Source organism: Nocardiopsis sp. CC223A, from assembly GCF_030766825.1.
GTDB lineage: Bacteria > Actinomycetota > Actinomycetes > Streptosporangiales > Streptosporangiaceae > Nocardiopsis.
The window spans coordinates 15043-38252 of the sequence record NZ_JASFDV010000026.1 but is presented as its reverse complement, the minus strand read 5'-3'; the positions used below and the strand labels follow the sequence as shown (position 1 = coordinate 38252).

Below are 23210 nucleotides of genomic sequence, written 5' to 3'. Positions count from 1 at the left end.
ACACGAGCGGCCGCCGGGCGATCTCCCGCACGACGACGAGCGCAGCAGGTGCCCCTACCGTGCCCTGCCTCGCAGGCTCGGCGGTGCCGCACGGCGGGGCCCGCCCGGGTTCGGCCGTCCAGGCGAAGGCGGTGCGGCGAGAGGCGGCCCGGTGGCTTCGCGGAGGTGCCGCGCCGAAGGCGTCCGTTGAGGGTGGCGGTGGGTGACGGGCGGGCGGAATGACCCGTCGAACACGGCCTAGGGGCGCGGGCCCGCGGCCAGGAAGCCGCGGACCAGCTCCGCCACCCGGTCCGGGCACTGGCGGTTGACCCAGTGCCCGGCCCCCTCGATCACCTCCAGCCGGGCCCCGGGCACCGCCGCGGCCGCCGCGGCGGTGCGCTTCGGGGGCACCCCGATGTCGCGGTCGCCCTGGACGAACAGCGCCGGGCAGGATATCTCGCCCAGGCGCGGGCGCAGGTCCACGTTCATGCGGGTGAGGCCGATGGAGGCGTTCTGCCAGTCGGAGGAGCCGGCCCCGTTGGCCCGGACCTCCTCCAGGACCTCGTCCACGATGGCGTCGAAGTCCGCCACCGGCCCGGGGACCAGGGCGGAGCGCACGAACCTCTCCACGCCCGCGCGCGAGCGCATCACCATCCCCGGCAGGGTCGTGTTGAGGAACCGGCTGCGGGCGGTGAGCCACAGCAACTGGTGCACCACGGGCGGGAAGGAGAGCGTCCCGGCGGGGGCGATCGCCACCAGGCGCTCCACCCGGTCGGGGCGTTCGATGGCGTAGGACAGGGTGAGCGCGCCGCCCTGGGAGAGGCCGACCAGGGCGGCGCGCTCCAGGGCGAAGCGGTCCAGGACGGTGTCGATGACGCTCAGCAGCACGCCGTGGTCGGCGGTGCCCTGCCAGGGGCGGCTGCGGCCCTGTTTGGGCCAGTCGGGGGCGAACACCCGGTGGTCCCGGGCCAGGGCGGGGATCAGGTGCCGCCAGCTGAGCAGTGCGTTGTCCTGTCCCGCGCCGCCGAGGAGGAGGACCGGCGGCCCCTGGTCGCCCGCGACGGTGACGCTGACGGGTCCCTCGGGGCGGGTGATGACGGTGCGGTCGAAGGGGTCGCCGGTCACGGTGCGGGGTCCTTGCCCCGGGTCTCCTGCCAGCGGAGGAAGAGGGCGGGCAGCTCCGATTCCAGGAACCGGTACAGCTCGTTGACGTAGGCCAGGCGTTCGCGGCGCTCGGCGGGGGCGTCCTGGAGGACGCGCAGCCCGTGCTCGGTGATCCGGCGGAACGCGGAGCCCTGGGCGTAGCGGCGCTCCAGCATGCGGCTCCACCCGTCGGCGGCCACCCGCAGGTAGACGTTGCGGTCGCCGGGGCGGCGCACGGTCTCGACCGGGCCGCCGGGGGTGAGCAGGCGGACGGCGGTGCTCAGCGAGCTGCGGCTGACCTTGAGGGCCTCGGCGATCTGGGCGGGGCTCTGTTCGGGCGGGTCGCAGACGAGCAGCCAGCCGAGCACCCGGCCGGAGATCAGCGGTAGGCCCTCGCGGGCGAAGAACTCGGCGACCTCGTCCACGAAGGCGGCCTCGTCGTCGGTGGGAGCGCTCATCGCCCCAGATTACCGTCGTTGCAGTCATGACTGCAACGACGGTAATCCGAGGGCGGTCCGGCCGGGTTCAGGCCGGGGCGAAGGAGTCCAGGGCGGCCAGGCCCATCTCCCGGTGGTCGGCCCAGATGCCGTCGGGGCAGGCCCAGACCACGGTGTAGTGCACGCCCGGGGAGACCGCGATGTTGCGGGCCAGCACGTGCCGGTCCTCCACGTCGTCGGTCCAGGTGAACTCCCAGTCGGCCGCCGAATGGAAGTCGGTCTGATCGGTGACGTCCTCCATGGCCACGAGCCGGTAGTTCCCCATGCGCTCGGGCGCGCCCTCGTCCTGGATGCGGACGTGCTCGTACTCGTCGTCGGTGGGGTGCGCTGTCGAGTCGATCTGAAGGTAGGTGTTGGTGTCGGGGCGGCGGTAGTAGACACTGGAGCCCTCGACGCTCCTGTCCCACCCTTCGGGCACCAGCACCGAGAACCCGTTGGCGTCCCGACTCCAGGTCATGCCCGGTGCGCTCGGCTCACCCGTGTCCTGTTCGGCCTCCTCGGGTGTCTCGGCATCGGTGGGCGACGGTCCGGCCGTGGGGTCGGTACCCGGGGCGGTGGTCTGTGGCTCCTCGCTCTCCTGCGCGCTCGCGCCGGGGGCCGCCGGATCCTCACCCGACAGCACCGTTCCGCCGGGCTCGCCCCACGGGTCCATGAGGACCACCAGACTCGCGCCGGCCACGAGGAAGGCCAACCCCAGCGCCAGGACCACGACCGGCCAGGACAGTCGGCCTCCGTGGGAGGACGGCCCGGTCTCCGACGCGCCGGGGGACGAGGGCGGCTCCGGCGGTGTCGGCACCGGGTGGGCGGGCCCGGACCGCGGCGGGATGTATCCGGCGCTCCGTGGGATCCACCGGGTGGTGTCGTGGTCCGGCGGGTTCGCGGGCGGTGGAACCGGTGGTCCCGAGCCCGTGGGGGTGCGCGGGGGCGGCGGCCCGGCCGGTGCGAGCGGCGCCGCCTGTGGCCCCGAGGGGGACGCGATGGTCCCAGGCGTGGACGGGCCGGACGGGTGAGAAGGGTCGGCGGGGGCGGCGGTCGGCGCACCCGGGGGGCCCGAGGAGCTCGCCGGGACCGAGGCCCGTGCGGCCGGGGCCGGACCGTGTCCCCGCGCGGCGGCCGTCAGTAGGTCCCGGCAGCCTTGGGAGTCCAAGCGCCGTCCGGGGTCCTTGGCCAGCAGCCCGCGCACCGCCTGGTCGAGCGGGACCGAGCGCAGTCGCTGTGCCGGTTCCTGGGTGAGGATGGCGTTCAACGTCGCCGGTACCCCCTCCCGCCGGAAGGGGGAGACCCCCGTGGCCGCGTGGTAGAGGGTCGCACCCAGCGACCACAGGTCGCTGGCGGGGGTGGCGGGCTCCAACGCCAGTCGTTCGGGGGCCAGATAGGCGGGGGAGCCGATCACCCCGGCGGTCTGGGTGACGGCGGCGGTATCGGCGATGGTGGCGATGCCGAAGTCGGTGAGGACGACACGTCCGGAGTCGGTGACCATGACGTTCTCGGGTTTGACATCGCGGTGGGTGATGCCCTGCGAGTGCGCGGTGTCCAACGCGCTGAGCAGGTCGATCCCCCACTTCGCAACGGTGGCGGGATCGCGGGGACCCTCGTGGCGGACCAGGTCGTCCAAGGGGCGCCCGGTGAGGAACTCCATGACGATCCAGGGGCTGCCGTCCTCCTCGAAGATGTCGTGGACGGTGACGATGTTGGGGTGGGAGCCCATGGCGGCGGCTTGGGCCTCACGGCGGGCCCGGGCGGCGGCACGGGCGCGTTCGTCATCGTCCAGCCCGGGGCCGAAGAGGATCTCCTTGACGGCGACGGTCCGGTTGAGGTCGTCGTCGTGGGCCTTCCAGACCCGGCCCATACCGCCGCGGCCGAGTTCCTCCCCGAGGTGGTAGCGGTCGCGCAGCAGGCGCTCGGTTTCGGGTTCGGACCCCATGGCGCTCCCTCGTGCGGGCCGTCCCGACCGACCCGCGCCGACGTGCGGGTCGGTCGACGGTTGTAGTGAGATGTGCCCTTGATGCTTTCCGCTACCGATCATCGATTCGTCCGGTTCCGGTCATCTCGGCTCGTGCGGCGCGCTTGCGGGGACGCCCATCGCCGCTCCAGGGTGCGCGGGAGCGAAGTCCACCACCCCCGGCGCGCATAGTTCTGCCCGCACATGGTAAAAAGTTAGGTGTGCCGAACTTTAGAGATTGGACCCCTTCACCGCGTTGGGTCGCCGCCCCGCTCGTCCTCACCCTGGCCCTCACCGCCTGCGCTCCCTCCGCCGGTTCCCCCGGCGGAGAGGACGACGACGGGCGCCCCCTGGTCCTGACCACGTTCACGGTCCTGGCCGACATGGTCGAGAACGTCGCCGCCGACCGGGTCCGGGTCGCCTCCCTCACCCGCCCCGGCGCCGAGATCCACGGTTACGAGCCCGTCCCCGACGACCTCGTCCGCGGCCAGGACGCCGACCTCATCCTGGAGAACGGTCTGGGCCTGGAGGCCTGGTTCGCCCAGTTCACCGAACGCGTGGACGCCCCCACCGCCGTGCTCTCCGAAGGTGTGGAGACCATCCCCATCTCCTCCGGCGACTACGAGGGCGAACCCAACCCCCACGCCTGGATGTCCCCCGACAACGCCCTCGTCTACGTCGACAACATCCGCGACGCCCTGATCGAGGTGGACCCCGAGGGCGAGGCCGACTACACGGCCGCCGCCGACGCCTACAAGGCCGAGATCACCGAGGTCGGCGACTACCTGGAGGAGGAGCTGGGCACCGTCCCCGAACCCGCCCGCGCCCTGGTCACCTGCGAGGGCGCCTTCTCCTACCTGGCCCGCGACGCCGGGCTCACCGAGATGTACCTGTGGCCGGTCAACGCCGAGAGCGAGGCCACCCCGCAGCGCATCGCCGAGGTCACCCGATACGTCGAGGACAACGGGGTGCCCGCCGTGTTCTGCGAGAGCACCGTCAACGACGGCGCCCAGAACTCGGTCGCCCGCGCGACCGGGGCCGAGCTCGCCGGCCCCCTGTACGTCGACTCCCTGTCGGAGGAGGGGGGACCCGTGCCCACCTACCTGGACCTGCTGCGCCACGACGCCGAGACCATCGTGGCCGGACTCACCCGGACCCGGCCGTGACCGCCGCCGCGCACCCGGCCGCGCCCGCCGTCGAGGTCGTCGACGCCACCGTCCACTACGGCGACGTGCTCGCCCTGGACGGGGTGTCGCTGTCGGTGCAGCCGGGCCGGATCTGCGGGCTGCTGGGCACCAACGGCTCGGGCAAGTCCACCCTGTTCAAGACCATCCTGGGCCTGGTCCGCGCGGACCGCGGCCGGGTACGGCTGCTGGGCCTGGACGGCGCCACCGCCCGCCGCAAGGGGCTGGTGGGGTACGTGCCCCAGGCCGAGCAGGTCGACTGGGACTTCCCGGTGAGCGTGCGCGACGTGGTCATGATGGGCCGCTACGGGCAGATGGGGCTGCGCCGCCGCCCCCGCCCGGCCGACCGTGAGGCCGTGGAGCACGCGCTGGAGCGCACCGACCTGACCGGCCTGGCCGAACGCCGCATCGGAGCGCTCTCCGGCGGCCAGCGCAAGCGCGCGTTCGTCGCCCGCGCCCTGGCCCAGGGCGCCGACGTGCTGCTGCTCGACGAGCCCTTCGCCGGGGTCGACAAGGGGTCGGAGGCCACCGTCACCGCGCTGCTGCGCAGGCTGCGCGACGAGGGCCGCACCCTGCTGCTGTCCACCCACGACCTGGCCCAGGTGCCGGAGCTGTGCGACGAGGCGGTGCTGCTCCAGCGGCGCGTCATCGCCCGGGGCGCGCCCGACGAGGTGCTGCGCCCGGAGACCGTCATGGAGGCCTTCGGCGTCCACGTTCAGGGGGAGGGGGAGCGGTGGACGCACTGACCGCGGTCGTCGACTGGTTCGCCGTGCCGATGCAGTTCGACTTCGTCCGCCGCGCGCTGCTGGTGGCCGTGGTGGCCGGAGTGGTGTGCGCGGTCCTCTCGTGCTGGATGACCCTGGTGGGCTGGTCGCTCATGGGCGACGCGGTCTCCCACGCGGTGCTGCCGGGGGTGGTGCTGTCGTACATGTTCGGGCTGCCGTTCGCGCTGGGCGCCCTGGTGTTCGGCACCGGGTCGGTGGCGCTGATCGGGGTGGTCAACCGCACCTCCCGGGTCAAGGAGGACGCGGTCATCGGGGTGGTGTTCACCGCGATGTTCGCGCTGGGGCTGGTGCTGGTGTCCGCGGTGCCCAGCCAGACCGACCTGAGTCACATCCTGTTCGGGAACGTGCTGGGGGTGTCCGACACGGACATCCGGCAGATCCTGGTGCTGGCGGCGGTGGTGCTGGGCGTGGTGTGGGTCAAGCACCGCGACCTGACCCTGTACGCGTTCGACCGGGTGCACGCCCACGCGATCGGGATCAACCCGCGCCTGCTGGAGACCCTGCTGCTGGGCCTGCTCGCGGTGACCGTGGTGGTGGCGTTGCAGGCGGTGGGGATCATCCTGGTGGTGGCCATGGTGATCATCCCGGGCGCGACCGCCTACCTGCTCACCGACCGGTTCGAGCGGATGCTGGCGATCTCGGTGGGGGTCGCCGTGGTCGCCGCGGTGACGGGGGTGTTCGCCAGCTACCACCTGAACGTGTCCACCGGCGGTTCCGTGGTGCTGGCGCAGGCGACGGCGTTCGCCCTGGCCTACCTGTTCTCCCCGCTGCACGGTGTCCTGGGCCGCCGCCGTCGCCGCCCCACCCCGGCCGCCACCGCCGCGGATCAGAGCACGGCCCGGCAGTAGAGTCGGTGTCCCCGGGCCGCCGCGGCGCGGGCCAGGTCGGCGAGCCGTTCGGTGAAGTCGGCCGGGTCCCAGGCGCCGGCGCGGTCCGGGGAGAGGCCCTGGGCCACCGCCCACGCGGCCGCGGCCCGCTCCCGCTCGGGCGGGGCGGCCGCGGCCAGGGCGTCGCGCAGCCGGTCGGTGAGCGCCATCATCCACACTGCGCCGTGCGCCGGGTCGGTGAGCAGCGCCGCCGCCCGGGGGTCCCGGCCGACCTCGTCGGCCGACAGCCCGGTCAGGGCCGCCTCCAGCCCGCCCGGTCCGACGGCGGGGTCGACCCCCTTGACGGACGGCAGCGGCACCCCGGCCTCTGCGAGGTCGGCCTCCAGCAGGGCCGCGGCCGCGGTGTCGTCGGCGGCCGCGAGGTGGTCGTAGATCGGCATGGCGCCAGTACACCGCGCCCCTACGACGATCGGTCCCCCCTTTCGCTCACGCGGCCGCGTTCAGGTGCGGGCGGCGGCGTGGCGGCGGTAGTGGCGCGCGGCGCGGGCCCGGTTGCCGCAGGAGGTGCCGCACCACTGCTGGCGGCCGTGGGCCTGGACGAAGTAGCGCTCGCAGCGCGGAGCGGCGCAGACCCGTAGCCGCTCGCGGTCGGGTCCCTCCAAGAAGGCGATGGCGGCGCGGGCCAGTGTCGCCACCGTGTCCGGGCAGCCCCCGCCGGGCGCGAACTCCACGGTGGGCGCGTCCGGGCCCTCCCAGCGCAGCCGGGGCACCACCGCCTGGCGGGCCGCCGCCGCGTTGAGCAGGGCGAGCGCATCCCGGTCCGGGGCCGGCGGCCGGGTGTCGGCGGGGTCGGGCCGGTCGGGGCCGACCACCCGGGCGAACAGCGTGCGCACCGCCCCGCGCAGGGTCACCACCTGGGCGTGCAGCTCCTCGTCCACCGGCGGGGCCGCGCAGTCGGGCGGCAGGCCGGCCGCGGTGGTCAGCCAGCGCGCGGTCCCCTCGACGCCGTCCAGGTCGTCGGCCATCCCGCCGGAGCCGTCGTGGCGGATCGTCCCGGCCAGTTCGAGTGCCAGTCGGCCGTCCATGACCCCCCGTTCGTTCACCGGAACCCCACTTGCCCGCATCGTTCCCCACGGGCTAGCGTTCTAACGGTTAACACTAACTTATCCGTTAGAACATCGACTCCGGTGAACCCGGAAAGGACCCCGATGACTCTTCTCCTCGCGCACATCAGCGACCTGCACCTGGACGGCTCGGAGCGCGCCGCCGAGCGCGCCGAGCGCACCGTGGCCTACCTGCGCGACCTGCCGCAGGCCCCGGACGCCCTGCTGGTCACGGGGGACATCGCCGACACCCCCGAGCGCGAGGAGTACGAAGAGGCGGCCCGGCTGCTGGACCTGCCGTTCCCGGTGATCGTCTGCCCCGGCAACCACGACGACCGGGCGGGGCTGCGCACCCACCTGCTGGGCGAGGCGGCCTCGGCGGAACCGTTCAACCGGGTGCACCGCGTGGCGGGGGCGGCGGTGCTGGCCTGCGACTCCACCATCCCGGGCGAGGACGGCGGGCGGCTGGACACGGCCACCCTGGTGTGGATCAACGAGACGCTGAGCGATCTGCCCGCGGACGTTCCGGCGCTGCTGGCCTTCCACCACCCGCCGGTGCGGATGCACCATCCGCTGCCGGACTCGATGCGCCTGGGCAACGCCGACGACCTGGCCGGGCTGCTGCGCGCCCACCCCCGCGTGGCGGGCATCCTGGTGGGCCACATGCACACCGGTGGGGCGACGATGTTCGCGGGGCGGCCGCTGCTGCTGGCGCCGGGGGTGACGTGGACGCTGCGCATGCCCTGGGAGGGCGAGCCGGTCGCCGACCGCACCCAGCCGCCCGGGGTGGCCTTCCACCTCCTGGACGAGGACCAGCGGCTGAGCACGCACTTCCGTGCGGTGATGCGCGCCGGGGCGGAGGCCTGAGGCGGGGGAACACCTCGGGGCCGCCACGAGTCGGTGACGGCCCCGGTGAGCAGAAGGTCCCCGATCGAACCGGTGGTCGCCGCGGCGACCTGACCGGGTCACTTCCCGGTTCGACGGTCCCGTGCAGGTCTGGCCGGGAACCGTCGGACCCGTTGGGATTCTAGGCGAGGCGGCACAGTCGCCGGTCCCGCCCCGGGGGAGCGGTCACAGGAGCATCGCGAGCTGGCGGCACTGGGCGACCAGGGTCCCGGTGGAGTCCCAGACCTCCATGTCCTCCTCGTGCAGGCCGCCGGAGACGTGCTTGGTGAAGACCCGGCAGGCCAGCCACCCGGGGGCGGGACGGGCGCGCACGTGGACGCTCAGCTCGACGGTGATGGTCGTGAACTCACCGATGGAGAGGACGGCCGGCGGGGCGAAGTCGACCATGGCGGGCAGGGCGTGCACGTCGGGTTCGCGGCCGTCGGCGAAGCGCATCCAGAACTCGGCGTGCGGGCGGCCGTCCTTCTCGCCGTCCAGCCAGCCCGGGCGGGTGGGGTAGCGGTACTCGACGCTGTGGGCGATGCCGAGCCCGTCGGGCCTGTCCGCGAACTCGTCGGGAACGGGGCAGTCCTCGGGGGCGGGCAGGTCGGGCGGGGTGTCCAGGGTCAGCACCCGGGCCGCGGGGTCGGGGGTGAGGTCGCCGTAGGTGGCGGTGGCGCGGACGATCTCCTTGCCGTTCTGCTCCAGGATCACCTGGCCGGTGGCGGTGCGGCGGCCCTCGCGGACCACCTCGGTGCGGGCGGTGACCGCGCCCGGTGCGGCGGGGCGCAGGAAGAACGCGGAGACGGCCAGCGGGTCGGGCTGGCTCAGGTTCTGGCGCAGCGCGTTGAGCGCGGTGCCCAGGATGTACCCGCCGTTGGGGTGGGAGGTGAAGGTGGTCCAGGCGTCGGTGAGGGTGGCTGTGAACTCGCCGTCGGACAGCTTCTCCACGCGGGTGTCGCGGTCGAACCGGTACTGCTCGGTGATGGGGTCAGGGCTCATACCACAATGTTACCCGTCAGTAAGTTCGTGCGGGCGACACGGGACCGTGAACGGTTTGACCCTGACGCGACGTCAGGCCCTAGCGTCGGAGACATCGGGAACACACCCGCCACCTGCGCGGATACGAGGAGGGCCGATGGGCCGCACCGTGGGCGAGGTCGCCCGCCTGAGCGGACAGACCGTGCGCACCCTGCACCACTACGACCGGATCGGACTGCTCGTCCCGGCCGAGCGCACCCCCTCCGGCTACCGCAGCTACAGCGACGGGGACCTGGAACGGCTGCGCCGCATCCTCACCTACCGGGAACTGGGCTTCGGCCTGGAGGAGATCGCCGAGATCCTCGACGACCCCGCCGCCGACACCCGCGCCCACCTGCTGCGCCAGCACGGGCTGGTGACCGACCGCATCGAACGCCTGCGCGCCCTGGCACGCAGCCTGGAACTCCTGCTGGAGGCCGACGCCATGGAACTGAACATCACCCCCGAGGAACGCCTGGAACTGTTCGGCGACTTCGACGTGGACGCCCACTCGGCCGAGGCCGAACGCCGCTGGGGCGGCTGCGAGGCCTACGCACAGTCCCAGCGCAAGGTGGGCTCCTACACCAGGGAGGACTGGCGGCGGAACCAGGCCGAGGCCGCCGAGATCCACCGCGCCCTGGCCGACGCCATGGCCGAGGGCGCGCCCGCCGACGGCGAGCGCGCCATGGACCTGGCCGAGCGCCACCGCGCCCACATCACCCGCTGGTTCTACGACTGCACCACCGAGATCCACCGCGGCCTGGGCGCCCTGTACGTCGACGACGAGCGGTTCACCGCCACCATCGACGCCGACGCCCCGGGGCTGAGCCGCTACCTGCGCGAGGCCTTCGCCGCCAACGCCGACCGCCGCGAGCGCGGCTGACCGGCCCCGCACCCCCGACCGGGGCACGGCCGCCGCCGTGCCCCCTTTCCCCCGGGAGCCCCACCATCGACCCCTCCCCGCTCCGCCGCCTGTACGACACGCACGTGCGCGCCCGCATCCCCGACCCGGCCCCCGCGGGGGCCGTGGCCGAACACGAGGGGGCGGCCGTGGTCGTCCGCCACGGGACCCACGCCGTGGCAGAGTGCGCGGGCACCCCGGACGACGCAGCGACCCTGGTCCACCAGGTCCTGGAACGTTCTCTGCAACGGGGCGAGCCGGTCGAGTGGCGGGTCTACGACGGCGACCCGCACCTGGGTGCGGCGCTGGCGGCGGCGGGATTCGCCCCGGGGTGGGAGCGATCGCTGCTGGCAGGCGACATCGCCGCGTTCACCGACCCGGCGCCGCCCCCGGGGTGTTCCTGGGGCGAGCCGGGGCGGGACGCCGAGGCACTGGCCGCCGCCGGCGGACCGCACCGGGTCCCATTGGCCGAGCACCGGCGCGACGGGGTGGGATTTCGATTCCGCACCCTGGCCCTGGCGGGGCGCACCCGCGCCGTCGCCTGGTTCCACAACCCGCACGGCTCACCGTTCGCCCTGGTCCAGGGCATGAGCGCACCACATCCGGAGTTCCTGGGGGCGATGGCCGAGTGGACCAGGCCCACCCTGCCGCGCGCCTGGGGGTGGTTCGGCACGGACGCGCCGTGCCATGTGGCGGCCGAGGCCGACGGCGCACTGCGCGCCATGTACCTGGAGGCGGGGCTGGTCGAGATCGGCACCGTCCGCTCCCACCACTGGTCGCCGCCGGGGCGGCCGCCCGCCGACCGGCCGGTGCGCGAGCTGCTGCACGAGGCCGAGCACACCGACCTGTGGGTGCGTTTCACCGAACGCCACGGGTTCACCCCCGACGCCGAGGGGCGCCCGGTCCTGACCCCGCCGCCCCCGGCGGCGATCTGGGCACTCGCCGCCCCGGACCCGCTCCTGGAACGGGCGGCGCGCGCCGCCCTCACCGCCCGCACCCGCCCGGGCGAGCACCTCTACCACCTGGACCGGAACCACGTCGGGTACCGGTTCGACCCCCGCCGCGTCGACGGTCCCGGGCTGCCGCCCTTCCCCGGACAGGTCTTCCCCGACGGTGACTACACCGCGTACGTCACCGCCGACCTGCGCCTGGGGATCCTCGGCAGCCCCTGGGAACAGCGGCTGTACGTTCTCGGCGATGTTCTCCCCACCCTGGAGGTGCCCCTCACCGCCCTTCTCGGCCCCCCGCTCCGCCTGACGTGAGCGGGCCGGGTTCAGGGGATGAGGACGATCTTGCCCGAGCCGCGCGCCTGGAGTTCGGCGTGGGCCCGGGCGGCGTTGGCCAGGCTCATCAGGCGGGGTTCGGGCAGCACCAGCCGCCCCTGCGCCTGGGCGTCCAACAGGGTGCGCAGCACCTCGGGGGTCTGCCCCGCCGCGCCGCCGGAGGAGAACCGCACCCCCAGCTCCTGCGCGGCCCCGTCCGCCAGGGTGACGACCCGGTCGGCGGTGCCGCCGCGCAGCGCGATCGCGTCCGGCAGCACCCCGTGCCCGGCGGCGTCCAGCACCGCGTCCACCCCCTGCGGGGCGACCTCCCGGACCCGGTCGGCCAACCCCGCGCCGTAGGCGACCGGGGTCGCGCCCAGCGCCCGCACCCGCTCCAGGTTCGCCTCCCCGGCGGTGCCGACGACACTCACCCCGTCGGCCACCGCGAACTGCACCGCGATCGCCCCGACCGTCCCGGACGCCCCGTGCACCAGCAGCGTCTCGCCCTTGCGGGGCGCCAGCTCCCGCAGCCCGCGCAGCGCCGCCTCCCCGGCCACCGGCAGCGCCGCGGCCTGCGCCCAGTCCAGCTCTTCGGGCTTGGCCGCGTAGGTCCCCACCAGCGCGTACTCCGCGTATCCGCCGGTCACCGCCCACCCCGCCACCGGCTCGCCCACCGCCGTGTCGGTGACCCCCTCGCCCAGGGCGTCCACCGTTCCGGCGACCTCCGAGCCCAGGCCGCGCGGCAGGGTCCCGAACCGCATCGCACCCGATCGGACCTTGACGTCGAACGGGTTGACCCCGGCCGCCTTGACCGCCACCCGCACCTGCCCGGGCCCCGGTTCGGGCGGGTCGGTCTCCTCGACGGTCAGCACCGACGGGGCGCCGTACTCGGCGAATCGGACAGCGTGCATCGGTTCGTTCCTCTCGTCCCACGGGTGGCCTAACCTAGCGTGCCCGAACAGCCCTGTCCCGAACGAGGAGACATGCCCGGACTCCCGGCCGCCGTCGACCGGTTCAACGACGCCCACCCCTGGGACCACAACGCCCACTACCACCCGTGGCTTCTGGAACGGGTCCCCGCGCGTGTGCACCGCGCCCTGGACGTGGGCTGCGGCACCGGCGACCTGGTGCGGGCCCTGGCCGACCGGGCCGCGGAGGTGGTCGGTGTGGACGCCGACCCGCGCGTCGTGGACCTGGCCCGCGCGGCGACGGGGGTGCGCCCGGGCGTCTCCTTCCGGGTGGCCGACGCCGCCGCGGACCTGCCCGGGGGGCCCTTCGACGTCGTCACCTGCGTGGCGGTGCTGCACCACCTGCCGTTCGCCCCGACCCTGGAGCGGCTGCGCGACCGGCTCGCCCCGGGTGGAACCCTGCTGGTGCTGGGCGTGCACGAGCCGTCACAGTTCACCGACCACCTGTTGGGAGCGATCGCCGTCCCGGCCAACCTCGCCGTGGGCCGGGCGCGCGGGCGCCGGGCGCGCCCGGCGTCGATGACGGCCCGCACCGCCCCGGCCGCCATGACCCTGCCCGAGATCGCCCGCGAGGCGGGCCGGGTGCTGCCAGGGGTGCGGCTGCGGCGGCACCTGTTCTGGCGCCACTCCCTCGTCTGGCGGGCCGAAGGCTGAAAACAGGTGGCGTGTCGGCACGGACACGGTGCACAGTTCCACAGGAAAATGCACATACCGCCTGAAATCACTGGGAAGTGAGCCGCCCGTGCGCTGGACCGTCCACTCGGAGCGCCCCCTGTACACCGACCCGTGGCTGGACGTGCGCGCCGCCGACATCGAACTCCCCGGCGGTCGGCGCTTCGACCACCGGCTGATCCGCCGCCCCCGCGGCGCGGGCGCCGTGCTGCGCGACGGCGGCCGGGTGCTGCTGCTGTGGCGGCACCGGTTCATCACCGACACCTGGGGCTATGAGATCCCCATGGGCGGCGTCCACGAGGGCGAGGAGCCCCGCGCGGCCGCCGCCCGGGAGGCCGAGGAGGAGACGGGCTGGCGGCCGGGCACCCTGCGGCCCCTGCTGCGGGTGCAGCCCTCCAGCGGCCTCACCGACAGCGAGCACCACGTGTTCGTCACCGACGACGCGGTGCGCGTCGGCGAGCCCACCGACCCCTGGGAGTCCGAACGCCTGGACTGGGTGCCGCTGACCGAGGCCCCCGCCCTGATCGCCCGCGGCGACCTGGTCAGCGCCACCACCGTCAGCGCCCTCCTCTACCTGATCTCCGCGACCTGATCCTCAGTCCCACCAGAAGGACCAGGTCTCGTCGCCGATCAGCGACTCGGCGTAGGACTCCAGGCTGCCCGTGCCCTGCCAGACGTTGTCCGGGCACAGCGCGAAGTGCTCGGCCGCCACGCGCATCGCCTGCTCCCGGCCGGCGACGACGGCCGCCGTGCTCAGCACCAGGGTGTCGAACCCGGCCATCACCAGTCGCGTCCCGAACCGGCGCTCCCAGTCGGCCAGGACCGCGGAGATCGCTGTGACGTCGAGGCCGTGGTTGACGGCCCCCTGCCAGCCGATGACGCTCAGCGCCTCGGCGCCGGAGGCCGCCCGGACCAGGCCCAGGCGCGGGTCCGGGCGCTGGACCAGCCACGCGGCGCTGCGGTCGGCGGACTCGCCGGGGTCGGCGGTCAGCGGCACCTCGGGGGCCAGGCCCGGCCACGCGACGCCGTGCGGGGTGGTGACGGCGAGCCGCTGCTCGGGCACGAGGTGGTCGTACTCCTCGTCGACCTGGGTGGAGCCGTTCCACGCCCCGGCCAGGACGGCCTCCACGTCGTGGTCGGAGACCGCACCGTCGGCGGACGGGCGCAGCTCCCCGCTCTCCCAGGGGCGGTCGCCGTCATTATCGGCCATGGAGGTCAGCAGCAGCGGCCACCACCCCGATTCGGCGTGCGCGGCGCGCAGTTCCTGCCACAGCCCCGCAGGAGCGGTGCCGTCGCTGATCCACATCACGGGCTCGCCGCCCTCGGAGAGGGCGGGCTTGCCCGGCGGGAGCTGGATGGAGATGTCGGCCTGGGGGTCCATCGGGGATTCCTCGTCTTCCTTCGACCACGCTCGGATCGCGCAGGCAGAGTACCGACTTTCGCGCCGGTCCACTCCCCGGAAAGGGGTGTGCGGGTCCGCGGCGACGCATGGAGTCCGGCGGAACGGTCGGTGGCCCCGCTGAACCCGTATCGAAGGAGGGCACGATGGCCGGGGACGACAAGGCCAAGAACAAGTTCGAGGAGATGAAGGGCAAGGCCAAGGAGAAGCTGGGGGAGGCCACCGGCAACGAGCAGTGGCAGGCCGAGGGTAAGGCCGAGGAGTCCAAGGCCAAGCTCAAGCAGGCCGGGGAGAAGGTGAAGGACGTCTTCACCTCCGACGACGATGACTCCCGCTGAGTCCGACCGGGTGCGGCCCCGTCCGGTGCGCCGGGCGGGGCCGGCCCCTTCCCGGGACCGTCACGGGCCCGGGTGCAGGGTGACCTCGCCGACCTGGGCGTCCGGCGGCAGGGACAGCACGTCGCGGATCGCGGCGGCCACCGTCTCCGGCCGGATGCACGCGTCGGGGTCGTAGTCGCGGCCGAACGCCGCACGGGTGCGCCTCAGCAGTTCGGTGGCGGTCCCCGCCGGGTACACGCTCGTCACCCGCACCCCGTTGCCCGCCTCCTCGGCGCGCAGCGCGTCGGCGAGCTCGCGCAGTCCCGCCTTGGCCGCCGTGTACGCCGACCACCCGGGCACCCCGTGCACGCCCGGGGCGGCGTTGACGAAGACCGCGTGCCCGCGCCGGGCCCGCAGGGCGGGCAGCGCGAGTCGGGTCAGCTCGGCGGCGGCCACCAGGTTCACCGCCAGCACCTCCTCCCACAGCGCGGCGGGGGAGTCGGCGACCGCGGCGACGGGGGCGGTCCCGGCGCAGTGCACCAGGGCGTCCAGGCCGGTCACTCCGTCCAGGGTGGCGGGCAGCGCCGCGAGGTCGCGCAGGTCCACCGCGCGGGCCGTCACACCGGGCAGCGCCGCCGACCCGGCCAGCCGGCCGGGGTCGCGGCCCAGGGCGATCACCCGGTCGCCGCGTCCGGCCAGGGCCCGCACCACGGCCGAGCCGATCCCGCCGGTCGCCCCGGTCACCATGGAGGTCGTCATGGCCGGGATGCTCCCACACCGCCCCGGGTCGGAAATCTCCCGGCCCGGCCGTCCGCGAAGCGTTAGCGTGCACGTGTGGACATCACACGCGCCCATGGGCGCCGTACCGGCCTGCCCGAGGTGTACGCGGGCCGCCTGCCGACCACCGCGCAGGCACAGGCCCGCCGCCACCTGATCAACAGGCTCACCGACGCCGAGGTGGAGCGTGTGGCCTCCCTCGGCGACCTCCTGCACCTGGTGGCCCGCCGGTGACCGGAGCCCGCTACGATGCCTCGCAGATCCGCGTGGTCTCGGCCGAGGAGACCTTCCGGGAGCGCACCGGGATGTACGTGGGTGTGGCCCGCACCGACCCTCGGCTGCCCGAACGCCTGCTGAGCACCATCGCCGGACAGGTGCTGCATCCCTCGCCGCAGGTCACCGACGGCCCCGTGGACGCAGCGATGGAGGTCACCGGTGATCTCGCCTTCACCCTGGTCATGGACGCACCGCGGACCCCGCGCCCCGGCTACTTCGGATCCCCGTTGCTCTGTTTCGACTGGTTTCCCCTGGCCGTGGCCGCGGCCCTGTCCCGGGGTACCGTCGTCCGCGTCCCGGGCCTGTTCCAAGAGCACACGGGCCTGCGCCCGCTCACCCCGCCCCAGGAGTCCCACGGCGAGCACCGCACCCGGGTCTCCTGGAACCTGGACCCCGACCTGCTCGCCCCGGGCGCGGCCCTGCCCCGAGACCTCTCCCTCATCGACGGCCACAGCCCCTACTGCGAACACCCGCCCGAATCCGGCCACCTCGCGGTCCGCGACCGTCGCACCGGCCGCACCGCCGTTGTGCGCTAACCCTGCGCCGTGAGGTCGTCCTCCACCAGCAGCCGCTCGGCGGTCTTCTCGTAGCCCAGCAACCGGTTGACCTCCAGCATCGCGGTGTTCTCCCGGTTCAGGGTCACCGCCATCGCCTGCACGTGCGGGAAGTTGTCGTGCACCCGCAGGGTCTGGGTGGCCTTGACCCGGCTGGCCAGCCCCCGCCGCCGGTGGGCGGGCAGCACGGCGGTGTCGTGCTGGTCGGCGACCGGCCCGTGCGTCACGGTGCACACGGTCGCCGCCACCACCTCGTCGGAGAACCGGTCCACCACCGCGCCCACCAGCAGCCGCGAACCGTCCTCGGTGATCCGCCGCTCCCAGGCCCGCACGTCGTCGGGGCCCCACCGGCGCGGCTCCTCCTGGAAGGCGGCGCCGGGCGCGTCCAGCAGGTGGTTCATCACCTCGCCGAACGACACCACCAGCGCCGGGGGCGCCGACCCCACCCAGTGGGTGATCCGGTAGCCGCGTTTGGGCGCCGACGCCAGCCGCCAGCACCGCTTGAGGGTCGCCTCGTCGAAGGTCTGCACCTGTAGTTCCAGGTGCAGCACCGTGCGCAGGTGCGTGCTGGTGCGGGCGAACGCCTCCCCGCTCTGCCCGGCCAGGACGGTGCTCTGCAACCGGGTCATGCCCTCGGCGCGGGCCCGGGCGGAGGCGGCCGAACGCAGCCGGGTGCCCAGACCGTGGCGGCGGGCGGTGGCGTCCACGAACAACCGCAGGAACCCGATGCTCTCGTCGTGGGGCTGGCGCCGCAGTTCGGCGGTGCCCAGGATCGGTCCCCCCTCGGCCGGTCGGCCCGCCCACCGCCAGGCCCGGCCGCCGCGCCCCTGGCGCAACCGCTCGGCCAGTTCGTCGGCCTCGGGGGCGCTTCCGGACAGTTCACGCCGCCCCGCCACATGGACCGCGCTCCACGCCGCCAGCTCGGCGGGGGCGGCCGTGAGGGGATCGAAGACCTCCACCACAGGACTCACACGCCCACCGTTTCACACCGCCCCCGCCCCTGTCCCGGTCAGCGCGGGGATCGTCGTCGGCGACCCCCGGGAACCCGCGGGAAAAGTGGGGTGCGGGGAGCGGTCCCGGCGGGCAGTGTGGGACCGCCGACGACAAGGAGTCCCGATGCGCGACCTCGCCGAGCGGGCCATGGAGCGCTGGGCCGCCGTGGCCGGCCCCCACGGCACCCCGATCCCCCTCACCCCGCCGCTGACGGTGGCCGCCGTCGAAGGATCGGGCCTGTGCCCGAACGGTTGGTGCGGCATCGTCCGCCTGGGGGAGGCCACGCTGGCGACCGCCCCCGGCACCGGCGACGCGGACGCGCTGCGCGCCGCGCTGGCCACCCTGGCACCGAAGGACCGCACCGACCCCGGAGCGGTGGACCGCGCCCTGGAGCGGACCGGGGCGCTCGCCGTGGCGGAGGTGCTGGGTCCGGCATCGCTGGCCTATGTGGACGCCGCCGCCCTGCGGGAGGCCGACGACGAGGACGTCCCCGTGGTCACCATCGACCCCGGCGACGCCCGCCTGGCCGCGCTGCTGCACCGGGCCGGCCCCGAGGACGCGGGGGAGAGCGGTCTCGCGGACATGGACGCCCCCGTGTCGGCCGTCGAGGAGGACGGCCGCGTGGTGGCCGCGGCCGGGTACGCCCGCCTGTCCGCGGACACGGCCCACCTGGGTGTGCTCACCGACCCCGAACGGCGCGATCGCGGCCTGGCCCGCTTCGTTGCCTCGGCCGCCACCGCCCGCGCCCTGGGCGAGAGCCTGCTCCCGCAGTGGCGGGCCCGCCCCCCGCGGTCCAGGGCCGTGGCCGCCGGTCTGGGCCACCGCGCCCTGGGCGCCCAGCTCAGCGTCCGCCTGCACCCGCGGCGCCGGTGAGACCGGGGGAACCGGCCCGGGTCCGGGTGCGTCCGAGAACCGAGCCCGCACCGCGCAGAAAGGCCTCCCATGACCGCGAAGAACGCCGCCTTCTCCCTGCCCTTCGCACTGCTCTTCGGTATCGTCTTCGGCATGCTCTTCGACAGCATCGCGCTGGGGATCGCCATGGGCGTGGCCATGGGCATCGCCTTCGGCGCCGGTGCGGCCGCGCGTTCCAAGAACGGCGACTCCTGATCGACACCGCCCGCGGCCGGGCCGAGAGGCGTGCGGCCGTTGAGGCCGCCCCGGGCCGCGCGGGCCCGACGCCCACGGCCAAGATGACCTCATGGACATTTCCCTCCACATCGACGCACTGGCCGCCGAAGGCCGCCTCCTGGCCGAGGCCGCCGACCGCGCCGGACTCGACGCCCCCGTGCCCACCTGCCCCGGGTGGACGGTCCGCGACCTGCTCTCCCACACCGGCCGCGTCCACCGCTGGGCCGCCGCGCACGTGGCCTCGGGCAACGGCGGCCCGCCCGTGGAAGGCGACCTCGCCCGCGGCCTGTCGCCCCTGCCGCAGGACGCCCTGCTGCTCCCCTGGTTCCGCGAGGGGCACGCCGCCCTGGTCGAAACGCTCACCGATGCGGCCCCCGACACCGAATGCTTCACCTTCCTGGCCGCCCCGTCCCCTCTGGCGTTCTGGGCCCGGCGGCAGTACCACGAGACGACCGTCCACCGCGTCGACGCACAGAGCGCCCTGCGGTCCCCGGCCGACGCCCCGGACCCCGCGATCGCCGCCGACCTGGCCGCCGACGGCGTCGACGAACTCCTCATGGGCTTCCTGGCCCGGCCCAAGAGCCAACCGGTCGCAGACCCGCCGCTCACCCTGGCGGTGCGTGCCACCGACACCGGCCACACCTGGACCGCGGCCCTGGCCCCGCAGGGCGCGACCATGCACCGCGGGGAGGTCGGCACCGCCGACGCCGTCCTGGCCGCGCCGGCGGCCGAGCTGTACCTCGTGCTGTGGAACCGGGCCGAGCCCCGCCCCGGGGCCTTCACCGGCGACCGGCGCGCCCCGCGGCTGTGGCGGGAGTCGGCCCGGGTCGGCTGACAGCGGCGACGCTGGTGTCGAAGGCCACACCCGCACCTTCAGAACCACCGATGACCTGCACTGACAGGGGTTCTCACCGTCGCCCCCACCTCCGGGTGAGCCCACTGTTTCCCCCGTGTTACGGCCCGACATGTTCAGGCAACGCACCCTTCCTACCTTCGATAACGTCAGCCGACACCGAAACAGGAAGGGCCGGTCGTGACCCCCGAGACAGGCCGCCGCGCACCGCGCACGGGCAAGAGCTGGATCTCCCACTGGGACCCCGAGAACACCGCCTTCTGGAACGACGGGGGCCGCAGCACCGCCCGCCGCAACCTGTGGGCGTCCATTTTCTCCGAGCACATCGGCTTCTCCGTGTGGAGCCTGTGGTCGGTGCTGGTGCTGTTCATGACCCCCCAGACGGGGTTCGACTGGTCCCCGGAGCAGAAGTTCCTGCTGGTTTCAGTGGTCTCCCTGGTGGGCGCGGTACTGCGCGTCCCCTACACCCTGGCGGTGCCGTTCTTCGGCGGCCGGAACTGGACCATCATCTCCGCGGCCGCGCTGCTGCTGCCCACCCTGCTGGCCGTGTACCTGATCGGCAGCCCGGACACCCCCTACTGGGTGTTCCTGGTCCTGGCGGCGACGGCCGGACTCGGCGGGGGCAACTTCTCCTCGTCCATGGCCAACATCAACTTCTTCTTCCCCGAGCGGGAGAAGGGGTGGGCCCTGGGCCTGAACGCCGGCGGCGGCAACATCGGCGTGGCCACGGTGCAGCTGGTGGGCCTGGGCGTCATCGCCCTGTTCACCCTGGACGGCGCCCGGCTGGTGCCGCTCTTCTACGTGCCCTTCCTGCTCCTGGCCATCTGGGTCGCGTTCCGGCACATGAACAACCTCACCGGCGCCCGCACCGACGCCGCCGCGCAGCTGGCCGCCACCCGGGACCGGCACTTCTGGATCATGTCCTTCCTGTACATCGGCACCTTCGGCTCCTTCATCGGCTTCGGGTTCGCCTTCGGCCTGCTGCTCCAGAACCAGTTCGGGCTGGCCCCCCTCCAGGCGGCCTCCATCACCTTCCTGGGGCCGGCCATCGGCTCCCTGATCCGCCCGGTGGGCGGGCGCCTGGCCGACCGGCTGGGCGGCGCCCGGGTCACCCTGTGGAACTTCCTGGCGATGGTGGCGGGCACCGGGGTGGTCGTGTTCGCGATCAACGCCGACTCGCTGCCGCTGTTCGTCGGCGCCTTCGGCGTGGTGTTCATCCTCACCGGCATCGGCAACGGCTCGACGTACAAGATGATCCCGTCCATCTACGCGGCCAGGGCACAGGACGCCATCTCCCGGGGCGAGGACGCGCTGGAGGCCCACTCCTACAACAAGCGCATCGCCAGCTCCATGCTCGGGCTGATCGGGGCGATGGGCGCCCTGGGCGGTGTGGCCATCAACCTGGTCTTCCGCGAGTCCTTCCGGATGACCGAGTCGGCGGCCCCCGGGTTCTTCGCCTTCCTCTGCTTCTACCTGGTGTGCGCCGTCGTCACCTGGGCGGTCTACCTGCGCCGCCCCCGCACCGCCGCCTCCGGCACCGCCACCGACACCCCGACCGCCGACGACGCCGTGGAGTCCGCACAGCGATGACCACCACCCACTGCCCCTACTGCGCGCTCCAGTGCGCCATGCACCTGGAGACCGGTCCGGACGGCCGCCCCGCCGCCCGACCGGCCCCCTTCCCCACCAACCGTGGCGGACTGTGCCGCAAGGGGTGGACCTCCGCCGAGGTCCTGGGCGTCCCCGACCGCCTCACCCGCCCCCTGCTCCGCAAGGACCGCACCGGGGAGTTCACCGAGGTCGACTGGGACACCGCCCTGGACCACGTCGCCGAGCGCCTGCTGGCGCTGCGTGCCGAACACGGCCCCGACGCCGTGGCCGTGTTCGGCAGCGGGGGGCTGACCAACGAGAAGTCCTACACCCTGGGCAAGTTCGCCCGCCTGGCCCTGGGCACCTCCCAGATCGACTACAACGGCCGGTTCTGCATGTCCTCGGCGGCCGCCGCCGGGAACCGGGCGTTCGGCCTGGACCGCGGGATGCCGTTCCCGCTGACCGACGTCGGCGCCGCCGAGGTCGTCCTGCTGGCGGGCGCCAACCCGGCCGAGACCATGCCGCCGATGATGGGCCACCTATCGGCGCCGCGCCTGATCGTCATCGACCCGCGCCGCTCGGCCACCGCCCGGGTCGCCCTGGACAACGGCGGCCTGCACCTGGCCCCGCGCCCGGGCACCGACCTGGCGCTGGCCCTGGGGCTGCTGCACCTGGCCGGGGTGCGCGGCTGGATCGACCGCGCCTACCTGGACGAGCGCACCACCGGGTTCGACGACGCGTGGGCGCACGCCGCCGCCTGGTGGCCCGAACGCACCGAACAGGTCACCGGGGTGCCCGCCGCCCACCTGCGCGAGGCCGCCGACGTGCTGGGCGCCGCCGCCCGGGCGCGCTCGGCCTACATCCTCACCGGCCGCGGCAGCGAGCAGCACGCCAAGGGCACCGACACCGTCACCGCCTGGATCAACCTGGCCCTGGCCCTGGGCCTGCCCGGCCGCGAGGGGTCGGGGTACGGGTGCATCACCGGGCAGGGCAACGGCCAGGGCGGGCGCGAGCACGGCCAGAAGGCCGACCAGCTGCCCGGCTACCGCCGTATCGACGACCCCGCCGCCCGCGCCGACGTGGCCGCGGTGTGGGGGGTGGACCCCGACACCCTGCCCGGGCCGGGCCGTTCCGCGTTCGAGCTGCTGGACTCCCTGGGGGAGGGCGGCGGCGCCCGTGCCCTGCTGCTGTTCGGCTCCAACCCGGTGGTGTCGGCCCCCGACTCCGGCCGGGTCCGCTCCCGGCTGGAGTCCCTGGACCTGCTGGTCACCGCCGACTTCGTGCTGTCGGAGACCGCGGCCCTTGGCGACGTGGTGCTGCCGGTCGCCCAGTGGGCGGAGGAGTCGGGCACCATGACCAACCTGGAGGGGCGGGTGCTGCGCCGCAACCGCGCCTTCGCCCCGCCCGAGGGGGTCCGCACCGACCTGGAGGTGCTGGCGGGGCTGGCGGTGCGGCTGGGCCAGCCCGCCGACCGGTTCCCCACCGAACCCGACACGGTGCTGGCCGAGCTCGGCCGGGCCACCGTCGGCTCCCCGGCCGACTACTCCGGGGTCACCCCCGAGCGGCTGGCCGCCGGGGAGGCCCTGTACTGGCCGGTGCGCCGGGGGGCCGAGCCCACCCCGCGCCTGTTCCTGGACTCCTTCGCCCACCCCGGCGGCCGGGCCCGCCTGGTCCCGGTCACCCACCGGCCGCCCGCCGAGTCCGCCGACGAGGCCTTCCCGCTGATCGCCACCACCGGGCGGCTGATGGGCCACTACCAGTCCGGCGCCCAGACGCGCCGGGTGCCCGAGCTGGCCGGGGCCGAACCCGAGGTGTACGTGGAGGTGCACCCCGACACCGCGGCCCACGCCGGGCTCGGCGAGGGCGACCTGGCCCTGGTCACCTCCCGCCGGGGCGCCACCCGCGCCCGGGTGCGGCTGGAGCCCACCGCCCGCCGCGACACGGTCTTCCTGCCCTTCCACTACGCCGGGGAGCAGGCCGCCAACAACCTCACCAACCCGGCTCTGGACCCGGTCAGCCGCATGCCCGAGTTCAAGGTGAGCACCGTGCGCCTGGAGCCGGCCCCGCCGGAACCGGTGCCGCTGGAGCCGGCCCCGTGACCTCGAAAGACCCGAGCACGCGCGGCCTGCGCCCCGTGCCCGTCCCCGCCCGGCCG

The 23210-nt window shown here is 74.4% G+C and carries 26 protein-coding genes; 16 read left to right on the top strand and 10 right to left on the bottom strand.

Annotated elements, in window-relative coordinates; translation table 11 throughout:
- Positions 1-237 precede the first annotated feature (237 nt).
- The 3 genes from QJS33_RS13090 to QJS33_RS13080 form a co-directional block, all read right to left on the bottom strand.
- Positions 238-1104, bottom strand: coding sequence for an alpha/beta fold hydrolase (locus tag QJS33_RS13090; protein WP_306368219.1), 867 nt, complete (start codon positions 1102-1104; stop codon positions 238-240).
- On the bottom strand, positions 1101-1580 hold the full coding sequence (locus QJS33_RS13085) for a GbsR/MarR family transcriptional regulator (RefSeq protein ID WP_306368218.1): 480 nt from the start codon (positions 1578-1580) through the stop codon (positions 1101-1103). The genes QJS33_RS13090 and QJS33_RS13085 overlap by 4 nt, the downstream gene beginning before the upstream one ends.
- A gap of 67 nt (positions 1581-1647) precedes the next feature.
- Positions 1648-3543 carry a serine/threonine-protein kinase gene (locus QJS33_RS13080; protein ID WP_306368217.1) on the bottom strand — a complete coding sequence of 632 codons (1896 nt, stop codon included), beginning with the start codon at positions 3541-3543 and terminating at the stop codon, positions 1648-1650.
- Between the two features lie 239 nt (positions 3544-3782).
- On the opposite strand from QJS33_RS13080, the gene QJS33_RS13075 reads away from it, so the two are divergent.
- Genes QJS33_RS13075 through QJS33_RS13065 form a run of 3 tightly spaced genes read left to right on the top strand, consistent with a single transcriptional unit; the run spans position 3783 to position 6378 of the window.
- Positions 3783-4727: a metal ABC transporter substrate-binding protein gene (locus tag QJS33_RS13075; protein ID WP_372339649.1), complete on the top strand. Its 945-nt coding sequence runs from the start codon at positions 3783-3785 to the stop codon at positions 4725-4727.
- Entirely contained in the window at positions 4724-5491 is a 768-nt protein-coding gene (locus QJS33_RS13070; RefSeq protein WP_306368216.1) for a metal ABC transporter ATP-binding protein, read from the top strand. The genes QJS33_RS13075 and QJS33_RS13070 overlap by 4 nt, the downstream gene beginning before the upstream one ends.
- Positions 5479-6378, top strand: a complete 900-nt coding sequence (locus tag QJS33_RS13065; protein ID WP_306368215.1) for a metal ABC transporter permease — start codon at positions 5479-5481, stop codon at positions 6376-6378. The genes QJS33_RS13070 and QJS33_RS13065 overlap by 13 nt, the downstream gene beginning before the upstream one ends.
- Here QJS33_RS13065 and QJS33_RS13060 read toward each other — a convergent pair.
- Both QJS33_RS13060 and QJS33_RS13055 read right to left on the bottom strand, forming a co-directional pair.
- Positions 6357-6797 carry a hypothetical protein gene (locus tag QJS33_RS13060; protein ID WP_306368214.1) on the bottom strand — a complete coding sequence of 147 codons (441 nt, stop codon included), beginning with the start codon at positions 6795-6797 and terminating at the stop codon, positions 6357-6359. The genes QJS33_RS13065 and QJS33_RS13060 overlap by 22 nt on opposite strands.
- Positions 6798-6857: 60 nt before the next feature.
- Entirely contained in the window at positions 6858-7460 is a 603-nt protein-coding gene (locus QJS33_RS13055) for a CGNR zinc finger domain-containing protein (RefSeq protein WP_306368213.1), read from the bottom strand.
- A gap of 105 nt (positions 7461-7565) precedes the next feature.
- Between QJS33_RS13055 and QJS33_RS13050 the strand changes: the two genes are divergently transcribed.
- Positions 7566-8327: a metallophosphoesterase gene (locus tag QJS33_RS13050; protein ID WP_306368212.1), complete on the top strand. Its 762-nt coding sequence runs from the start codon at positions 7566-7568 to the stop codon at positions 8325-8327.
- Between the two features lie 204 nt (positions 8328-8531).
- On the opposite strand, the gene QJS33_RS13045 is transcribed toward QJS33_RS13050, so the two are convergent.
- Positions 8532-9347, bottom strand: coding sequence for a thioesterase family protein (locus QJS33_RS13045; protein ID WP_306368211.1), 816 nt, complete (start codon positions 9345-9347; stop codon positions 8532-8534).
- Between the two features lie 136 nt (positions 9348-9483).
- Between QJS33_RS13045 and QJS33_RS13040 the strand changes: the two genes are divergently transcribed.
- Positions 9484-10248, top strand: coding sequence for a MerR family transcriptional regulator (locus QJS33_RS13040; RefSeq protein ID WP_306368210.1), 765 nt, complete (start codon positions 9484-9486; stop codon positions 10246-10248).
- 104 nt (positions 10249-10352) lie between these two features.
- The gene (locus QJS33_RS13035; protein ID WP_306368209.1) at positions 10353-11528 is read left to right on the top strand and encodes a DUF2716 domain-containing protein; all 1176 of its coding nucleotides are present in this window, start codon (positions 10353-10355) and stop codon (positions 11526-11528) included.
- 11 nt (positions 11529-11539) lie between these two features.
- Here the strand turns inward: QJS33_RS13035 and QJS33_RS13030 are convergent, their stop codons facing one another.
- A complete protein-coding gene (locus QJS33_RS13030; RefSeq protein ID WP_306368208.1) occupies positions 11540-12439 on the bottom strand; it encodes an NADP-dependent oxidoreductase in 900 nt (299 codons plus the stop codon).
- A 72-nt stretch (positions 12440-12511) separates the two neighbouring features.
- On the opposite strand from QJS33_RS13030, the gene QJS33_RS13025 reads away from it, so the two are divergent.
- Positions 12512-13150: a bifunctional 2-polyprenyl-6-hydroxyphenol methylase/3-demethylubiquinol 3-O-methyltransferase UbiG gene (locus tag QJS33_RS13025; protein ID WP_306368207.1), complete on the top strand. Its 639-nt coding sequence runs from the start codon at positions 12512-12514 to the stop codon at positions 13148-13150.
- A gap of 88 nt (positions 13151-13238) precedes the next feature.
- Positions 13239-13760 (top strand): NUDIX domain-containing protein, encoded by a 522-nt coding sequence (locus tag QJS33_RS13020; protein ID WP_306368206.1) that lies wholly within the window; start codon positions 13239-13241, stop codon positions 13758-13760.
- Positions 13761-13763: 3 nt separating this feature from the next.
- Here QJS33_RS13020 and QJS33_RS13015 read toward each other — a convergent pair whose 3' ends face one another.
- Complete coding sequence (locus QJS33_RS13015; RefSeq protein WP_306368205.1) at positions 13764-14549, bottom strand: DUF4253 domain-containing protein; 786 nt, start codon at positions 14547-14549, stop codon at positions 13764-13766.
- Between the two features lie 164 nt (positions 14550-14713).
- On the opposite strand from QJS33_RS13015, the gene QJS33_RS13010 reads away from it, so the two are divergent.
- Positions 14714-14905: a CsbD family protein gene (locus QJS33_RS13010; protein ID WP_306368204.1), complete on the top strand. Its 192-nt coding sequence runs from the start codon at positions 14714-14716 to the stop codon at positions 14903-14905.
- A gap of 60 nt (positions 14906-14965) precedes the next feature.
- Here QJS33_RS13010 and QJS33_RS13005 read toward each other — a convergent pair whose 3' ends face one another.
- On the bottom strand, positions 14966-15643 hold the full coding sequence (locus QJS33_RS13005) for an SDR family oxidoreductase (RefSeq protein WP_306368203.1): 678 nt from the start codon (positions 15641-15643) through the stop codon (positions 14966-14968).
- Positions 15644-15718: 75 nt separating this feature from the next.
- Between QJS33_RS13005 and QJS33_RS13000 the strand changes: the two genes are divergently transcribed.
- Both QJS33_RS13000 and QJS33_RS12995 read left to right on the top strand, forming a co-directional pair.
- A complete protein-coding gene (locus QJS33_RS13000; protein ID WP_306368202.1) occupies positions 15719-15895 on the top strand; it encodes a hypothetical protein in 177 nt (58 codons plus the stop codon).
- Complete coding sequence (locus QJS33_RS12995; RefSeq protein WP_306368201.1) at positions 15892-16473, top strand: hypothetical protein; 582 nt, start codon at positions 15892-15894, stop codon at positions 16471-16473. Before QJS33_RS13000 ends, QJS33_RS12995 begins: the two co-directional genes overlap by 4 nt.
- Here QJS33_RS12995 and QJS33_RS12990 read toward each other — a convergent pair.
- Positions 16470-17462: a GNAT family N-acetyltransferase gene (locus QJS33_RS12990; RefSeq protein ID WP_306368200.1), complete on the bottom strand. Its 993-nt coding sequence runs from the start codon at positions 17460-17462 to the stop codon at positions 16470-16472. The genes QJS33_RS12995 and QJS33_RS12990 overlap by 4 nt on opposite strands.
- A 145-nt stretch (positions 17463-17607) precedes the next feature.
- Between QJS33_RS12990 and QJS33_RS12985 the strand changes: the two genes are divergently transcribed.
- The 5 genes from QJS33_RS12985 to QJS33_RS12965 all read left to right on the top strand — a co-directional run bounded on the left by QJS33_RS12985 (position 17608) and on the right by QJS33_RS12965 (position 23154).
- Positions 17608-18357: a GNAT family N-acetyltransferase gene (locus tag QJS33_RS12985; RefSeq protein WP_306368199.1), complete on the top strand. Its 750-nt coding sequence runs from the start codon at positions 17608-17610 to the stop codon at positions 18355-18357.
- A 69-nt stretch (positions 18358-18426) separates the two neighbouring features.
- On the top strand, positions 18427-18591 hold the full coding sequence (locus QJS33_RS12980; RefSeq protein WP_306368198.1) for a hypothetical protein: 165 nt from the start codon (positions 18427-18429) through the stop codon (positions 18589-18591).
- A 91-nt stretch (positions 18592-18682) separates the two neighbouring features.
- Entirely contained in the window at positions 18683-19447 is a 765-nt protein-coding gene (locus QJS33_RS12975) for a maleylpyruvate isomerase N-terminal domain-containing protein (protein WP_306368197.1), read from the top strand.
- A gap of 198 nt (positions 19448-19645) precedes the next feature.
- Complete coding sequence (locus tag QJS33_RS12970) at positions 19646-21055, top strand: MFS transporter (RefSeq protein WP_306368196.1); 1410 nt, start codon at positions 19646-19648, stop codon at positions 21053-21055.
- Positions 21052-23154 carry a molybdopterin oxidoreductase family protein gene (locus QJS33_RS12965; RefSeq protein ID WP_306368195.1) on the top strand — a complete coding sequence of 701 codons (2103 nt, stop codon included), beginning with the start codon at positions 21052-21054 and terminating at the stop codon, positions 23152-23154. The genes QJS33_RS12970 and QJS33_RS12965 overlap by 4 nt, the downstream gene beginning before the upstream one ends.
- Positions 23155-23210 lie beyond the last annotated feature (56 nt).

Coding starts and splice junctions, on each gene's coding strand:
- QJS33_RS13040 (WP_306368210.1), top strand. CDS start 9,484: ATGGGCCGCACCGTGGGCGAGGTCGCCCGCCTGAGCGGACAGACCGTG.
- QJS33_RS13030 (WP_306368208.1), bottom strand. CDS start 12,439: ATGCACGCTGTCCGATTCGCCGAGTACGGCGCCCCGTCGGTGCTGACC.
- QJS33_RS12985 (WP_306368199.1), top strand. CDS start 17,608: ATGCGCGACCTCGCCGAGCGGGCCATGGAGCGCTGGGCCGCCGTGGCC.
- QJS33_RS12975 (WP_306368197.1), top strand. CDS start 18,683: ATGGACATTTCCCTCCACATCGACGCACTGGCCGCCGAAGGCCGCCTC.
- QJS33_RS12980 (WP_306368198.1), top strand. CDS start 18,427: ATGACCGCGAAGAACGCCGCCTTCTCCCTGCCCTTCGCACTGCTCTTC.
- QJS33_RS13005 (WP_306368203.1), bottom strand. CDS start 15,643: ATGACGACCTCCATGGTGACCGGGGCGACCGGCGGGATCGGCTCGGCC.
- QJS33_RS13015 (WP_306368205.1), bottom strand. CDS start 14,549: ATGGACCCCCAGGCCGACATCTCCATCCAGCTCCCGCCGGGCAAGCCC.
- QJS33_RS13085 (WP_306368218.1), bottom strand. CDS start 1,580: ATGAGCGCTCCCACCGACGACGAGGCCGCCTTCGTGGACGAGGTCGCC.
- QJS33_RS13060 (WP_306368214.1), bottom strand. CDS start 6,797: ATGCCGATCTACGACCACCTCGCGGCCGCCGACGACACCGCGGCCGCG.
- QJS33_RS13045 (WP_306368211.1), bottom strand. CDS start 9,347: ATGAGCCCTGACCCCATCACCGAGCAGTACCGGTTCGACCGCGACACC.
- QJS33_RS13080 (WP_306368217.1), bottom strand. CDS start 3,543: ATGGGGTCCGAACCCGAAACCGAGCGCCTGCTGCGCGACCGCTACCAC.
- QJS33_RS13025 (WP_306368207.1), top strand. CDS start 12,512: ATGCCCGGACTCCCGGCCGCCGTCGACCGGTTCAACGACGCCCACCCC.
- QJS33_RS13010 (WP_306368204.1), top strand. CDS start 14,714: ATGGCCGGGGACGACAAGGCCAAGAACAAGTTCGAGGAGATGAAGGGC.
- QJS33_RS13050 (WP_306368212.1), top strand. CDS start 7,566: ATGACTCTTCTCCTCGCGCACATCAGCGACCTGCACCTGGACGGCTCG.
- QJS33_RS12965 (WP_306368195.1), top strand. CDS start 21,052: ATGACCACCACCCACTGCCCCTACTGCGCGCTCCAGTGCGCCATGCAC.